The 14951-nt window shown below is 74.9% G+C and carries 14 protein-coding genes; 7 read left to right on the forward strand and 7 right to left on the reverse strand.

Going from position 1 to position 14951, the window contains the following annotated elements; translation table 11 throughout:
- Positions 1–83: 83 nt before the first annotated feature.
- On the reverse strand, positions 84–1109 hold the full coding sequence (locus tag ACWDD9_RS25110) for a hypothetical protein (RefSeq protein WP_449812701.1): 1026 nt from the start codon (positions 1107–1109) through the stop codon (positions 84–86).
- Between the two features lie 168 nt (positions 1110–1277).
- Between ACWDD9_RS25110 and ACWDD9_RS25115 the strand changes: the two genes are divergently transcribed.
- Entirely contained in the window at positions 1278–2507 is a 1230-nt protein-coding gene (locus tag ACWDD9_RS25115) for an FAD-dependent monooxygenase (RefSeq protein WP_449812702.1), read from the forward strand.
- A 108-nt stretch (positions 2508–2615) separates the two neighbouring features.
- Here ACWDD9_RS25115 and ACWDD9_RS25120 read toward each other — a convergent pair whose 3' ends face one another.
- A complete protein-coding gene (locus ACWDD9_RS25120) occupies positions 2616–3518 on the reverse strand; it encodes a UTP--glucose-1-phosphate uridylyltransferase (RefSeq protein WP_049651410.1) in 903 nt (300 codons plus the stop codon).
- A 295-nt stretch (positions 3519–3813) separates the two neighbouring features.
- On the opposite strand from ACWDD9_RS25120, the gene ACWDD9_RS25125 reads away from it, so the two are divergent.
- On the forward strand, positions 3814–4185 hold the full coding sequence (locus ACWDD9_RS25125; RefSeq protein ID WP_049651409.1) for a YciI family protein: 372 nt from the start codon (positions 3814–3816) through the stop codon (positions 4183–4185).
- A complete protein-coding gene (locus ACWDD9_RS25130; protein ID WP_449812703.1) occupies positions 4182–5414 on the forward strand; it encodes an RNA polymerase sigma factor in 1233 nt (410 codons plus the stop codon). The genes ACWDD9_RS25125 and ACWDD9_RS25130 overlap by 4 nt, the downstream gene beginning before the upstream one ends.
- 100 nt (positions 5415–5514) lie before the next feature.
- Here the strand turns inward: ACWDD9_RS25130 and ACWDD9_RS25135 are convergent, their stop codons facing one another.
- Entirely contained in the window at positions 5515–6198 is a 684-nt protein-coding gene (locus ACWDD9_RS25135) for a TetR/AcrR family transcriptional regulator (protein WP_375877559.1), read from the reverse strand.
- 146 nt (positions 6199–6344) lie between these two features.
- Here ACWDD9_RS25135 and ACWDD9_RS25140 point away from each other — a divergent pair, with 146 nt between their 5' ends.
- Together ACWDD9_RS25140 and ACWDD9_RS25145 are read left to right on the forward strand one after the other, a co-directional pair.
- On the forward strand, positions 6345–6830 hold the full coding sequence (locus ACWDD9_RS25140) for a nitroreductase family deazaflavin-dependent oxidoreductase (protein ID WP_380779624.1): 486 nt from the start codon (positions 6345–6347) through the stop codon (positions 6828–6830).
- Positions 6831–6957: 127 nt separating this feature from the next.
- A complete protein-coding gene (locus tag ACWDD9_RS25145; RefSeq protein ID WP_117486858.1) occupies positions 6958–7305 on the forward strand; it encodes a hypothetical protein in 348 nt (115 codons plus the stop codon).
- 163 nt (positions 7306–7468) lie between these two features.
- On the opposite strand, the gene ACWDD9_RS25150 is transcribed toward ACWDD9_RS25145, so the two are convergent.
- From ACWDD9_RS25150 to ACWDD9_RS25160, 3 genes are all read right to left on the reverse strand, one after another.
- Positions 7469–9277, reverse strand: a complete 1809-nt coding sequence (locus ACWDD9_RS25150) for a penicillin-binding transpeptidase domain-containing protein (RefSeq protein ID WP_449812704.1) — start codon at positions 9275–9277, stop codon at positions 7469–7471.
- Between the two features lie 181 nt (positions 9278–9458).
- Positions 9459–9965 carry a carboxymuconolactone decarboxylase family protein gene (locus ACWDD9_RS25155; protein WP_117486856.1) on the reverse strand — a complete coding sequence of 169 codons (507 nt, stop codon included), beginning with the start codon at positions 9963–9965 and terminating at the stop codon, positions 9459–9461.
- A gap of 75 nt (positions 9966–10040) precedes the next feature.
- Positions 10041–11282 (reverse strand): MFS transporter, encoded by a 1242-nt coding sequence (locus tag ACWDD9_RS25160; protein ID WP_449812705.1) that lies wholly within the window; start codon positions 11280–11282, stop codon positions 10041–10043.
- A gap of 141 nt (positions 11283–11423) precedes the next feature.
- On the opposite strand from ACWDD9_RS25160, the gene ACWDD9_RS25165 reads away from it, so the two are divergent.
- Positions 11424–11963, forward strand: a complete 540-nt coding sequence (locus tag ACWDD9_RS25165; protein WP_449812706.1) for a MerR family transcriptional regulator — start codon at positions 11424–11426, stop codon at positions 11961–11963.
- Here ACWDD9_RS25165 and ACWDD9_RS25170 read toward each other — a convergent pair.
- On the reverse strand, positions 11920–13158 hold the full coding sequence (locus tag ACWDD9_RS25170; protein WP_449812707.1) for a cytochrome P450: 1239 nt from the start codon (positions 13156–13158) through the stop codon (positions 11920–11922). The genes ACWDD9_RS25165 and ACWDD9_RS25170 overlap by 44 nt on opposite strands.
- Positions 13159–13776: 618 nt before the next feature.
- Between ACWDD9_RS25170 and ACWDD9_RS25175 the strand changes: the two genes are divergently transcribed.
- A complete protein-coding gene (locus ACWDD9_RS25175; RefSeq protein ID WP_449812708.1) occupies positions 13777–14850 on the forward strand; it encodes a hypothetical protein in 1074 nt (357 codons plus the stop codon).
- The last annotated feature ends 101 nt before the right edge of the window (positions 14851–14951 follow it).

Consider the following 14951-nt stretch of genomic DNA (forward strand, 5'->3'; position numbering starts at 1 on the left):
GGCGGGCGACGGACGCTCCGTCCGCAGTCACCGGGCGACGCGCCGCGGACGTCACCCTGCCGCGGGCGGGGCGGCGGCCCCGGCTACTGGATGCTCCAGCGGTGCGGGTGGCCGGGGTCGGCGGGGCAGGCGAAGACGTTGAGCAGGCCCCAGCGGCCGACGGTGACCTCGGTCGGCATGACGACGCCGTGGCCGTCCGCTGAGGCCTCGTCCTCCAGCGGCCGCCAACTGCCGCTGCCGCCGTCCCACTCCGAGCTGTCGACGGTCAGCAGCAGCCGCATCGGGGTCGCGCAGTCGTGGCAGTCCATCGGTGCCGGGTCGGTGCTGTGCCAGGAGGCGAAGCCGCCGACGCGCCAGCCGGGCGGGATGGACAGGTCGTACTGGTAGAGCGGCGGGTCGTCCTCCCCGTGCTCCTCGGCCGCCGCCTCCCGGGCCTCCTCCCAGGCGCGGACGCGGGCGCACAGGTCCTCCGGGAGGAGGCCGGCGAACGGGTAGGTGGGCACCTGCTCGGGATGCAGCACGCACGGCTCGGGCAGGTACCCGTCGAACCCGACGACCTCCGGGCGCGGGGGCTGGGCCAGCACCTCGGCGACCTCCCACGAACGGCGCCAGCGCAGGTCGAGCAGCATCTCCCAGCGGCCCGGGCCGTGGGCGTCGAAGGGGCACCAGAAGACCTGGAGCAGGTCGCAGCCGTCCGGCCCGGGCGGCAGGTCGGGGACGTCCCGCCGGTAGAACTGGGCGAGGCCGACCAGCGGCAACGGGCCGTCCGCGGCCGGTCCTTCGACGCGGTGGCGGCGGTCGAGCTCCTTGAGCAGCTGCCGTTCCGCGTCCGTCGGCCCGGGGTCCTGCTCGCGGTTCCAGGCGGCGGCCAGGACCTCCCGGGAACGGTGGACGTCCGCCGGGCGCCGACCGCGGGCGTGCGGGTGGGGGTCGGTGCAGACCGGCCAGGGCTCGTCCGCGGGCCACAGCAGCGGGCCGCCGACGGAGCTCGCCGAGACGTCCGGCCGTCCGGGGCGCGGATGGAGCCGGGTGGTGGTCCCCCGGTGGTGCGCCAGTTCGGGGAAGAGCGCCTCGACGTCGAGCGGGCGCGGGGGTGTGGTTCTCGGCATGGGGTCGACCCTAGAGAGTGGCCGGTGGCGCCCGGAACCAGGGTCCCCGGCGCCGTGCTGTCAGCGCCGTGCCGGTGTCCCGCCGACGGTGACAGCGCGGTGTCCGCGTCCTGCAAGTGGCAGGCCGCACAGTGGTGTTGAGGCAGAGCAATCCATGGGAGGAACACCATGTCGAACAGCACTTGGCCGGGCTCCGGCCCGCGCACCACCTCCGTTCTGGTCTCCGGCGCCGGGATCGCCGGCACCGCCCTCGCGTACTGGCTGAACCGGTACGGCTTCCGGGTCACCGTCGTGGAGCGGGCCCCCTCGCTGCGCGGCGGCGGGCAGGCCGTGGACGTCCGCGGCACCGCCCTGACGGTGGTCGAGCGGATGGGGCTGCTGGAGGAGATCCGGGCCCGTCGAACCGGCCTGCGCGGGATGTCCGTGGTCGACGCGGACGGCCGCGAGCTGCGCCGCACCACCGAGTGGACGGCCACCGGCGGGCCCGTCGACGGCCCGGACGTGGAGATCCTGCGCGACGAACTCGCCGGGCTGATCGCCTCGGCGGACGCGGGCGTCGGGGGCACCGGAACCGCCGGGCCCGGCGTCGAGTACCGCTTCGGCGACTCGATCGACACCCTGGTGCAGCACCGGGAGGGCGTCGAGGTCCGGTTCCGCGGCGGCACCGAGCAGGCCTTCGACCTGGTGGTCGGCGCCGACGGCTTGCACTCGAACACCCGCCGCCTCGTCTTCGGCCCCGAAGCGCACTACCTGCACCCCATCGGCACCTACCTCGCCGGCTGGAGCGTGCCCAACCACCTGGGCCTGGACCGCTGGGAGGTCGTCCACCGGCTCGGCGACGACCAGAACTGGTTCTGCATGGCGATGACCGTCCGCGACAACAGCGAACTGCGGGTCTTCGTCGGCCTCGACACCGAGGAGCCGCTCGACCGGATGCTCCCGCGCGACCCCGCCCGGCAGCGGCGGCTGGTGGCCGAGCGCTCCGCCCACGCGCGCTGGGAGGTGCCGCGCTTCCTCCGGGCGCTGGAGGAGACCGACGCCTTCCACTACGACGTCGTCGCCCAGATCCGGATGGAGCGCTGGTCCAAGGACCGGGTCGTGCTGCTCGGCGACGCGGGCTACTGCTGCTCCCCGTTCACCGGTCAGGGCACCAGCGTGGCCCTGACCGCCGCCTACGTCCTGGCGGGCGAGCTGCACGCGGCCGACGGCGACCACCGCGCGGCCTACCCCGCCTACGAGCGGCGGCTGCGCGACCACGTGGCCGCCAACCAGGCGATCCTCGAACTGACCGGCGACCGGCGGGCCCGGGTCGACAGCATCGCGAACCTCGAAGGGCCCGGTCCGGAGCTGGAGGAGGCCTTCCGGGCGGCCCTCGACTTCGACCTGCCCGCGTACTGACCGACCGCGCCTCGGCCGACCGACCAGCCGACCGGCCGCCTGCGTCGCCGTTCCGACGGCCCGTCCCGCCACGGCCCGTCCCGCCACGGGCCGTCCGGGCGGGACGTCCTACAAGGCGGGGGAGAGCTCCGCGGCGAGCCGGCGCAGCTCGGGCCCGTACTCCGGGTTGGCGAGCGCGGCCGCGAACTGGGCGCGCAGGTAGGCGGCGGGGTTGCCGGTGTCGTACCAGGTGCCGGCGATGACCTGCCCGTAGACCGCGCGCCGGGCCGCGTAGGCGTTGATGGCGTCGGTCAGGTAGACCTCGTCCTCGGGCTTCTCGTGCCAGCGGAGGGTCAGTTCGCGCAGCTCGTCGACGATGCCCGGGGTGATGACGTAGCCGCCGATCGCCGCGTACGAGGAGGGCGCGTCGGCCGGCTTCGGCTTCTCGACCAGGCCGCTGATCCGCAGCGAGCCGCCGCCGAGGTCCTCCTTCACCACCGGCACGCCGTACCGGTAGGAGTCCTCGGGCGCCATCGGCATCAGCGCGAGCACCGGCGCGTTGGTCTGCTCGTACGCCCTGATCAGCTGCTGCGCGCGGGGGACCTCCGCCACGAAGACGTCGTCGGGCCAGAGCACCAGGCAGGGCTCGTCCCCGAAGTGGCGGGCGGCGTTGAGCACCGGGGTGCCGTTGCCGTACGGGCCGTGCTGGTAGAGGTAGCTGATGTGACCCTTGCGGGACAGCTCGCCGACCTCCTCGACCGCCGCCGCGAAGGCCTCCTTGCCGTCCCGGCGCAGCTGCTCGACCAGGACGGGATTGGGGCGGAAGTGCTCCTGGATCAGCCCCTTGTCGCCGTTCACGACGATGGTGATGTCGGTGATGCCGCTCTCGACCAGCTCGCGCACGGTGTGCTCGATCACCGGCTTGTCGCCGACCGGCAGCATCTCCTTCGGCGTGGCCTTGGTCAGCGGCAGGAGGCGGGAGCCGAGCCCGGCGGCGGGGATGACGGCTCGGCGGATCGTCCTGGGGGCCATGTGAGACGCTCTCTCGTTTCGTCGGTGGTGCGACGCCTTGGTGACGCGGCGTCACGGCCGACGCTATCAAGGACCGGCGGCACGTTGAGTGGACGGCTGCCGTACGGAAGTTGGCCCCCCGGCGGCCGTCCGGCTGCGCCCGCCGCCCGTGAGCGGCCGGTGAGCCGTGGGGCGCGGGAGGTGCGAGGGGATTCGTGGGAGATTTGTCCGCCGGGGGACGTCAAGACGGCGTCGCCCGCTCCGACCACCGGTCGAGGGCGGCCCCGCCGGGGCCCGCGAACCCGAGGAGGACGAGATGAAGTTCCTGATCAGCCTGCACCTGAACCCGGCCGTGCTGGACGCGCTGACCGACGAGGAGAAGGGGGCGATCGGCGCCGGGCACGGCCGGTTCATCGAGGAGCTCAGGGAGTCCGGCGAGCTGGTCCTCACCCAGGCGCTGGTCGATCCGTCGCAGGCCGCCGTGGTGACCGTCCGCAACGGGCAGCCGGTGGTGACCGACGGACCGTTCCTGGAGGCCAAGGAGTTCCTGGGCGGCTTCTACCTGGTCGACTGCGAGGACAAGGAGCGCGCGGTCGAACTGGCCGGCCGCATCCCGGACGCCGCGATCGAGGGGCTGGGCGTCGAGGTGCGGCAGGTGATGTTCTCCGACGGACACTTGGAGGCATGACGGAACCGGACTTCGAGGACCTGCTGCGTGGGCTCACGCCGCAGGTCCTCGGCGCGTTGGTACGACGGTACGGCCGCTTCGAGGGGTGCGAGGACGCGGTGCAGGAGGCCGTCCTCGCCGCCACCGTGCAGTGGCCGTCCGAGGGGGTGCCGGACAACCCGCGCGGCTGGCTGGTGACGGTCGCCTCGCGGCGGCTGATCGACCAGCTGCGCGGCGACCGCGCGCGGCGCGAGCGGGAGTGGGCGACGGCGGCCGCCGAGGTGGTCCCGGAGGAGGTGCCGGACACCGACGACACGTTGCTCCTGCTGTTCCTGTGCTGCCACCCGGCGCTGACCGCGGCGTCCCGGACCGCCCTGACGCTGCGGGCGGTCGGCGGACTGACCACGGCCGAGATCGCCCGCGCGTTCCTGGTGCCGGAGGCGACGATGGCGGCCCGGATCAGCCGGGCCAAGCAGCGGATCAGGGCCGCCGGCGGCTCGTTCGAGCAGCCCGGGCGGGCGCTGTCGGCGGAGGAGCGCGAGGAGCGGCTGCGGGTGGTCCTGCACGTGCTCTACCTGATCTTCAACGAGGGCTACACCGCCACCTCCGGCGGCGAGTTGCACCGCCTCGACCTCGCCCGCGAGGCGATCCGGCTGACCCGGGCGGTGCGCGCGCAGCTGCCCGAGGACGGCGAGGTCGCCGGGCTGCTGGCGCTGATGCTGCTGACCCACGCCCGCCGCGCGACCCGGACGACGGCCACCGGCGACCTGGTCCCGCTGGCCGAACAGGACCGCACCCGGTGGGACCGCGACCTGATCGGGGAGGGAACGGCCCTGGTCAAGGCGGCGCTGGCCGGGCCGGAGCTCGGCCCGTACCGGCTCCAGGCCGCGATCGCCGCCACCCATGCCGACGCGGCCCGCGCCGAGGACACCGACTGGCGGCAGGTGCACGCCCTGTACCTGATCCTGGAACGGATCGCACCCAACCCGATGGTCACCCTCAACCGGGCGATCGCCCTCGCCGAGACCGAGGGCCCGGAGGCCGGCCTGGCGCTCCTCGCCGCGCTGGACGCGGACGCCCGGATGGCCGGCCACCACCGGCTGCTCTCCGTCCGGGCGCACCTGCTGGAGCGGACCGGCGACACGGCGGGGGCGTACGAGCACTACCGGCGCGCCGCCCGGGCCACCGCGAGCCTCGCGGAGCGCCGGTACCTGGAGACCCGCGCGGGCCGGGTGCGGCCGACCGGTTGAGCCGGCCCGCTGATCGGGCCCGCTGATCGGGCCTGCTGATCGGGCCTGCTGAGCCGCGTCCGGTCGGGCCGCCCGGCCGCGCCGCTTCGCGGGGCCCGGGTCAGAGCCCTATCGCGTCGGCGGTCTGCTCGGTGGTCCAGGCGAAGAAGTCGTCCGCGGGGTCCAACGAGCCGACCAGCTGGCCGTGGAGCTCGAAGCCGATCAGGCCGACCAGCTGCACCCAGGCGCCGATGGTCCGGGCGAGGACGTGCGGCGGCAGGTCGAGGCCGAACTCCGTGACGATCCTGGTCAGTTGCCCGGCCAGCGCGCCGCGCGGCGGCGGGACGGGCTGGGTGGGCCGGAGCCTGGCGTCGCGGACCACGCCGATCAGGGCGAACGGCAGCCGGGTGGCGGGTTGGACGGTGGTGCGGGGCGCCGCGTAGCCCGGCACCGGGGTGCCGTAGAGCAGCGAGAACTCGTGCGGGTTGGCCCGGGCCCAGTCTCGGGTGGCCGTCCACAGCGCCCGCCAGCGCTCGCGCGGCGCGGCCGCCCCGGCGGCGGCGAGGGCGCCCTCCGCGGCCGCGCCGAGTTCGTTGTAGGCGTCGATGATCAGCGCGGTCAGCAGCTCGTCGCGGCTGGCGAAGTAGCGGTACAGCGCGGAGGAGGCCATGCCCAGCTCGCGGGCGACGGCGCGCAGCGACAGCTGCTGGGCGCCCACCGAGGCGAGTTGGCGGCGGGCCTCCTGCTTGATCTCGCGGGTGAGTTCCTCGCGGGCCCGTTCGCGGGCGGTCCGGATCGCTGGCATGGGGACAGACTGCCACATTTCGGAGCGCCGCACACAAGCGAGAGCACTGCTCTTGTTTCTTTCATCCGCCGGTGCCATACTGAAGGCGCCGAAGCGAGAGCAGTGCTCTCGAAGAGAAGCGGTATTCACGGAACCGAGGAGTCGCGATGTCCCGCGCCGAGCACCTGCCCAGCTCCACCACCCGCCTCCAGGCGCCCACCACCCGCCTGGGCATCGCCGCCGGCAAGCTGCTCAACGGCATGGTCGCCGCCTTCGCCAAGGCCGGGGTCAGCCTCTGGGGCTCCCGGGTGCTGGCCGTCCGCGGCCGCACGAGCGGCGAGTGGCGCACCACCCCCGTCAACATCCTCACCCACGAGGGCGAGCGCTACCTGGTCGCACCGCGCGGCCACACCCAGTGGGTCCGCAACCTCCGGGCGGCCGGCACCGGCGAACTCCGGGTCGGCCGCCGCACCGAGGCCTTCGGTGCCACCGAACTCCCGGACGCCGACAAGCCCGAGGTGCTCCGCGCCTACCTGCGCCGCTGGAACTGGCAGGTCGCCCCGTTCTTCGAGGGGATCGGCCCGGACGCCCCGGCCGAGGACCTGCTCCGGGTCGCCCCCGGCTACCCGGTCTTCCGCATCACGGGCAGCTGAACACCCCTGCCGGACGGGGGCGTTCGTACCGGAAGGGAGGAACTACGGTGAGTCACCGGGCCCTTCTTGCTCCTGAATCGTTGTCCACGGCGGCAGACCAGCCGAGGACAACCACCGGAGGTTCCCCATGAGGGACGAGCCCGAAGCGACGGACGAACCCGAGAAGGCCGACGGACCCGAGAAGACCGACGAGATCATGACGATCGACGGATACGAGATCGTCGACGGGATCGAGACGATCGACGGGATCGAGATCCCGCCGTACCGCAGCTACACCTGGGACGGCGAGGAGGGGGCCGTCCACATCGTCCTCTACCCGGGCGAGGAGGAGGCCGACGAGGAGCGCAAGGCCGAGTTCCGGGCGAGGGGCGTCCGGATGCTGGCCGACCTGAACGCCGAGCGGGAGGCGGAGCACACCCCGCCGTTCCCCGGTATGCCGAACCTCCGCCTGATCCACGGCGAGGGCCCCGCCTGAGGTCCCGCTCCCGCCTGAACGCCCCGCTGCCCGCTCTGTGACACCCCGCCCGCGCACGCGCCGAGGCGCGTCCGCGGGCGGGACGGGGCGGTGCGGTGCGGTGCGGTAGCGGTGCGCGGGCGGTGCGGTAGCGGCGCGCGGGCGGTGCGCGCCGGACCGGGCCTCAGCCCTTTCCGCCGCCCGCCTTCAGCACCTGGGCCGCGGCCACGCCCGCCGCGCTGAAGCCGTGCCCGCCGCCTTCGACCTCGGCGGCGACGGCGAGGTCGCCGCGGTAGGCGATGAACCAGCTGTTGGTGGCCTGACTGCCGGCCTCGACGGTGCCGGTCTTGGCGCCGATCTGGCCGGACAGGCTGGCCATCGGGGTACGGGCGGTGCCCTGGGTGGCGGTCTTGGCCATCATGGCGCGCAGGTCCCGGGCGACGTCGGCGGGGAGCCTGCTCGGCGCCGTCACGCGCTTGGCGTCCTCGCGCAGCACGGGCTGGCGGAACGTCCCGTTCTGCACGGTGGCGGCGACCGAGGCCATCACCAGCGAGTTGACCTGGATCCGGCCCTGGCCGATGTACGCGGCCGCGGCCTCGTCCTTGTTCCCGGGCGTCGGGATGGTGGCGTCCCGGCTCGGGACGCCGATGTGCCACTCCAGGCCGAGGCCGAACTGGTCGCGGGCCACCGTGCCGAGGGTGCCGGGCTGGAGCTTCTCCAGGCCCTTGTCGATGAAGCCGGTGTTGCAGGAGCGGGAGAAGTCGTCCGCGAGCGTGTAGGACGGGAAGTCGCCGCTCTCGTCGTTGTGCCAGGCGCGCGGGGAGTAGGTGGTCTCCTTGCACGGCACCACGGTGTCCGGGCGCACGCCCGCCTCCAGCAGCGCGGCCGAGGTGATCACCTTCATCGTCGAGCCGGGCGCCTGGCCGCCCGCGAGCGCGCGGTTGAAGCCGCCCTGCGGGGCGTTGGCGATCGCCAGGATGTGGCCGGTGCTCGGCTGGACGGCCACCAGCGAGGCCGGATTGCCGTTCGCCGCCTGCTGCTTGACGGCGTCCTCGGCCACCTGCTGGAGGTCGGCGTCCAGGGTCAGCTTGACCACCGGGGCGCTCGGCGGCGTCAGCACGAACAGCCGCTCCGCCTCGCCGCCGCCCGAGAGCACCACGGCCCGTCCGGTGGTGGCGGCCGCGCCGTCCGGCGGGGCGATCTGGGGGAGGACGGCGCGCAGCGACGGGAAGGTGTCGAGTGGCCGGCCCTTGCGGTCGGTGGGCTTGGACACCGGGTTGGGCGTCTCCTGCACCCCGATGGTCCGGCCCGGGGTGAGCTGGGGGTGGATCACGGACGGCTTCCAGCGCACCACGGGCCGCCCGTCCTGGGACCGGAGGACGCTCAGCACGCTGTCGTACTCCCAGGCGTCCGGGGTGCCCTCGAACTCCGCCTTCACCCGGAAGCCGAGGGCCGGCTCGCTCGGGCCTTCGGCCTTCGCGGGGCCCGTCCCGGTCAGGGCGAGCGAGCGGGCGCCCACCTGCTCGTGGAACGTGGCCAGTGCGGCGCGGGCGGTCTCCGGCCGGTCCGTCAGGCCGGCGGCGGCCGGGATGTCGCCGCGGCTCCAGGCCGCCAGGAACTCCTTGGCCGCCGACTCGGCCTGCTCGGCGGTCGGCGGCTCCTGCGGGGCCTTCGCCACGGTGCCGGCGCCCTGGTGGCCGCTACCGGCCGGGCCGTTGTCCGTCACGGCGTTCAGCACGTTGTAGGCGCCGTAGCCGCCGACCGCCAGCAGGGCGGCGAACACCCCGCCGGCGGCGACCATCACGACCCGGCGCGTGGTCGAGCTGCGCGGGGCCCCGTCGTCGTGCCCGTCATGCCCGTCGTGCCCGTCGAGGTCGTCCAGATCGTCGTACTGGTCGTACTCGATCTCGACGTCGGCGAGTCGGCCGTGCTGCTCGCGCCCGCCGTGCCCGGCGTGCCCGTCGTGCCGGTTGTCCCTGTGCTCCTCGAACATGCTTCCGTCCCCCCTGCGATCCTCCGTGGTGGCGGGCACGCCCCCTCCGGCATGTCGGCCCGCCGGCCCGATGACCGGACGAAGGTCCGTTCGGGCGCGGACCAGCCTATGCCGGGACGGGTGATCGGTCGACAGCGGGACGGCCCGCCCGGCGATCGGCCGGGCGGGCCGTAGGGGTCGCTCAGGCCCAGGGGTCGGTGAAGGACCGGCCGGGGACGGGCTTGGCGACCAGGGCGATGGCGGTGAAGAAGTTGACCTGGCCGATGGCGAGCATGAGCGTGGTCAGCGCCGTGTCGTCGTAGTGCCCGGCGACCTCGGCGTACAGCGCGTCCGACACCCGCTCGCCGTGCGGGTTGGGCTGGAGGACGGCCTCGACCAGGGCGAGCGCGGCGCGCTCCGGGGCGGTGAACCAGGGGGAGTCCGGCCAGCCGGCCACCGAGGCGATCCGCTCCTCCGACTCGCCGGCCCTGCGCAGGAAGCCGGTGTGCAGGACGGTCAGGTAGGTGCTGCCGGCGATCTGGCCGGCCCGCAGCTGGACCAGGCTGATGGTGCTGCGGGGGACGGACCGGTTGCCGGTGGCCTTGAACAGTGCGGCCGAGACCTCGGCGAGCTCGGGGACGAGCTGCACCGGGTCCTGGGCCATGCGCGGGCGCAGCGGGACCTCGGCGGTGATCGGACGGGCGTTCATCGTGGTGTTCCTCTTCTCGCGGATGAGCGGATGAGCGGGTGACCGCTCGACCGGGTGGACCGTGCGGCCACCCGCTCACCGGTCCGACGGATCGCGGCGCGGCTTTGTGACAGCGCGGCCCGCCCGCAGCCCGAGGACGCAGCCGACGGCCACCAGGCCGGCCATCGCGAGCAGCGGCGCCGCCCAGGACCCGCTCGCGGTGTGGAGCGCGGAGGCGAGCGCGGGGCCGGTGGCGGCGAGCAGGTAGCCCCAGGTCTGGGCCATGGTGGAGAGCGCGGCGACGTGGTCCGGGTCGGTGCCCCGACGGGCGAACAGGACGGCGGCGAGCGCCTGTCCGCCGCCCATGCCGATGCCCAGGACGGCGGCCCAGAGCGGCGCCCCGCCGGCCGGGGCGAGCACCAGGCCGAGCAGGCCGAGGACGCAGACGGCCGCCACGCCCAGGATGTGCGGCCGCTGGTCGCTCCGGGCGGCGGCCAGGGTCGGGGCGAGGAAGCCGCCGACGGCGAGGCCGAGGATCAGCACGGCCTGGTCGGTGCCGGCGGTGGTCCGGCTCAGGCCCGCGTCGACCAGGACGGTGGGCAGCCAGGCCAGCGTCGCGTAGAAGACCAGGGTCTGGACGCCGAAGAAGGCCGTCAGGCTCCAGGCGAGCGCCGTCCGCCCGACCCGGCGGCGCCCGGCCGGTGCGACGGGCCCGGCCGGCGTCCGCGCGACCCGCAGCTGCGGCGCCAGGCCGGCCGCCGCCAGGGCCGCCGGGACGACGGCGATCGCGATCGCGGCCTGCCAGGACCAGGCGCCCGCGACCGGCGCGACCAGCGCGGCGACGACCGCCGAACCGGCGCCCATGGACAGCGCGTAGACGCCCGTCATGGTGCCGATCCGCCGGGGCGCGAAGCGGGCCCGGACGAACACCGGGATCAGCACGTTCACCACCGCCACCGCGACGCCCACCAGCACCGTGCCCGCGTACAGCCCGGGCAGGCCCGCCGTCCGCAGCACCGCCCCGGCCAGCAGCAGCACGCTCGCCCAGAACAGCCCGCGCTCCTCGCCGAGCCGCCGCCGGGCCAGGGCGCCGAGCGGGGCGAACAGGCCCATGCACAGCGGCGGCAGCAGCGCGAGCAGGGTCACGGTGCCCGGGCCCCAGCCGGCGACCGGCGCGAGCGGCCCGATCTGCCCGAACGCGACCCGGGTGTTGAGGCTTAGCAGGACGAAACCGAGGACGAGCAGGGCCCCGGCGGCCCGTGGGGTGCGGGCGGGTGCGGGTGCGGTGGTGGTCGCAGTGGCCGACGCGGTGGTGGCCGTCGGGTCGGTGAGTGGCATGGGGAGCAAGCCCTTCGCTTCGATGAGAGGTTAGGCTTGCCTAAGCGTTCTCGCTCAAGCGTGCTTGAGCGCAACCCGGTCCCGGCGCACCCGGCCGAGCCCAACTCGGCCTGGGCGCAACCCCGAAGGAGGCGGCGGCGGATGGCGGAGCTCCACTCGATCACCGAGGTCTCGGCGGCCTTCGGCCTCTCGGTGCCCGCCCTGCGCTACTACGAGGAGTGCGGCCTGATCGCCCCCGCCGCCCGCCGCGGCCGGGTCCGCTACTACGACCGGGAGTCGCTGGAGCGCCTCGCCCTGGTCCAGCTCTGGCACGTGGACGGGATGATCCCGGTCAGCGGGACCGCCGCCGTCCTGGCCAGCGAGCGGGCGGCCGACCGCACGGCGCTGCTGCACGCCCAGCGGGACGGGATGCTCGAGCGCGCCCGCCGGCTGGAGCACGCCGCGGCCGTCCTCACCCACATGCTGCTGTGCAGTCGGGACCGCCCGCTCGACTGCCCGACCACCCGGGCCCACATCAGTGCCCGGGTCGACGCCGCCCTGGCCGGCGAGGAGCTCTCCGACGGCTTCCTGCCCGCCCGGCCGGACGGCCCGCGGTCGGAGCACCCGCGGTCGGGCGGCGCCACACCGCAGGAAGGCCTCAGCCCAGCACCGCCGGCGTCGGCCCGTCCGGCCGTACGGTGATGCTGTACGCCGCCCCCGTCGGCCGCGAGCGGAACGTCAACGGCCCCATCGGCAGCAGGAGTTCCAGCAGTGCCGTGGTCTCGCGCAGCGCGAACCGGGTGCCCAGGCAGGCGCGGGCGCCGAGGCCGAACGGGAAGTAGGCACCGAGCTGCCCGGGGCGGTCCGCGCCGTGGGCGAAGCGGGCGGGGTCGAAGCGTTCCGGGTCCGGCCAGAGCGCCGGGTCGCGGTGGGTGAGGTACGGGCAGACCAGCACGTCCGTCCCGGCGGCGATGCGGTGCCCGGCGATGACGTCGTCCTCGACGGCGTGTCGGGGGAGCAGCCAGGCGGAGGGGTAGAGCCGCAGCGTCTCGCTCACCAGCGCCTGCGGATCGGCCCTCCGGGCCTCGGGGTGGCGGTCGAGCAGCAGGAAGAGCCAGGTGAGCGTGGTGGCCGTGGTCTCGTGGCCGGCGACGAGCAGGGTGACCAGCTCGTCGCGGATCAACCGGTCGGTGTACCCGGGGTCCTGCTCGCCCGCGTCGAGCAGCACCCGGAGCACGCCGGGCTCCTCGGTCGGGCCGGCCGAGCGCGCCGCGTCGATCGCCGCGTGTGCCACCGCGTCGATCCGGGCGAGGTCCTCGGCGACCGCGTCCCGGGCGTCCGCCGCGTTGGTCGGCAGGGTCGGCATCGCGGCCACCACCCGTTCCACCGAGCGGAGTTCACGGTCCGTCCGGTCGTCCAGCGGCAGCCCGGTGAGCGCCCGCCAGACGGTGTCCAGGGCGAAGCCGCGCATCTCCTCGCCGACGTCGAAGGCCTCCCCGTTGCGCCGGTAGCCCTCCCAGCGCTCGGCGGTGCGGCGCGCCGCCTCGGCGATCCGCCGCTCGTAGCGGCGCATCCCGGTGCCGGTGAACTGCGCCTGCAGCACCCGCCGTTGCCGCTTCCAGGGGTCGCCGGTGGCGGACAGCACGCCGTCCCCGACCAGCATCCGGGCGCGGTGCGAGCGCTTGACGTACCGGTCCGGGTGGTGGCCCAGGACGTGCTGCACGGCGGCAGGGTCGGTGACCAGGACGGTCGGTGTCGGGCCGAGCCGGAAGGCGGCGACGCCGCCGACACCGCGCTGGGTCCGGGCCAGCAGGTCGACGAGCTCGGCCTCCTCGGCCCGCCACCGCTCGACGACCTCCGCGGCCAGCTCCGGTACCGGACGGGTCTCGGTGCTCACAGGTCGTGTCCTTCCGCTCTGCTGACGGTTCGTCGGTTGCGGTCCGACTCTATGCCAGCGCGCCGCCCGTCCGGGCTGCGCCGAACGGCTGGCCGACCCGGCCGGAGGCGGCGCGGCGGCCCGATCGGCCGTACCCGCACGGGTACGGTGCGGCGGGGCCGACCGGCCCCTGCACGCCGCACGGATGGGAGAACGCATGCCCGGGACCCGGCACTTCGGAGGCGGCGGGATCCGAACGGGAAGGCCTGCCGGCGCGGGCCGGTGGCTGGCGGCCGCCCTGCTCGTCCCGGTCCTCGCGGCCTGCGGCGGCGGTGGCGGATCCGGGTCGGCCGGCGCCACCCGGAACGGCCAGAGCAGCGGCTCGGGCCTGCCGGACGACCAGCGGACCAAGGACGAGGGGGACCAGGGCGGGTTCCGAACCGCCGGCGAGCCCTCGGCGAGCGTCCAGGGCATCGACAACAGGGCCCGGATCACCCTGTCCTTCCCGTCGAAGACCAGTTTCACGGCCGTGATCAGCAAGGTCGCCGAGTGCGGCAGCACGTCGTACGCCACCCCCGCCTCGCAGCAGGTGCGGGTGACCGACGGCAAGACCGAGCTGGTCGACTTCCGGCTCCCGCAGTGGAAGCCCGGGACCAAGGACCGGACCATCTGCCTCACGGTGACGGCCGACGACTCCTCCAAGCGGATCGAGGCCGCGGGCTCGGTGGTCGTCGTCAGCCCCGACGACGGGGCGACCACCGGCAACGGCGCGACCCCGAGTTACGGGTCGAGCCCGTCCAGCGGCGCCGGGAGCACCCCCTGAGACCTGCCGAGGAGGAACCCCCGGACGGGCAGCGGCAGCCGCAGCCGCGCTCCTGGGCCGACTGGCTCACCAGGCTCGCCACCTGGATCGCCCCGACCACCCTCCTCACCGCACTGCTCTTCTTCTTCGGCTACGCCTACACCAGTTCGCTCTACGCCTTCTTCGGCATCGACGCCGGCACGATCGGCTTCGCCACCCAGGACCTGCTGATCCGCAGTTCCCCCGCGCTCTACCTCCCGGCCGGGGTCGCCCTGTGCGGGGCGCTGGTCGGCGCGCTGGGCTACCACCTCGCGACCAGGGCGGCCGGGAAGGGCGGGGCCGGCGCCCGGACGGTGCGCCGGGCCTGTTGGGCGGTCGCCGCACTGGTCGTCCCACTGCTGCTGCTCGGTTTCCTGGCCGGCTTCGAGGTGTTCGACGCCGGCCCGCTGGGCACCCCGCTGCTGATCGGCGGCGCGCTGCTGCTCGCGGTCCTGGCCCGGATGATGTACGTGCGCGGCACCGGCGCACCGTACCCGCTGACCGGGGAGCGGGCGGCGCTGGGTGTCAGCGTGGCGCTCATCGTGCTCTGCTCGTACTGGGCGGTCGGCGACTACGCCCAGCAGAAGGGGACGGCCGACGCCGAGGACCTCGCCCACCACCTCTACCGGCGCCCGGCGGTCGTCCTGGACACCCCCGAACGCCTCCACCTGGGGTGGCCCGGGGTACGGGAGACGGCGCTGCCGGACGTGGACCAGGGCGCGCGCTTCCGCTACCGCTACGAGGGGCTGCGGCTGCTGGCCCTCTCCGGCGGCCGGATGTTCCTGGTCCCGCGGACCTGGACCTGGGAGACCGGCAACGGGCTGATCCTCCCGTTCGACGCCACCGTCCGGGTCGCCTTCCACCCCGGCTGAGGCCGCCGCGCGGGCTCCGCGCACCCCCGCCCCGCGCACGGCTGCGCCGCGGTCCGTCCCCCTCGACGGACCGCGGCGCAGCGGCTTCACCGGGCGTCAGC

It is taken from the genome of Kitasatospora sp. NPDC001119 (genome assembly GCF_053598475.1).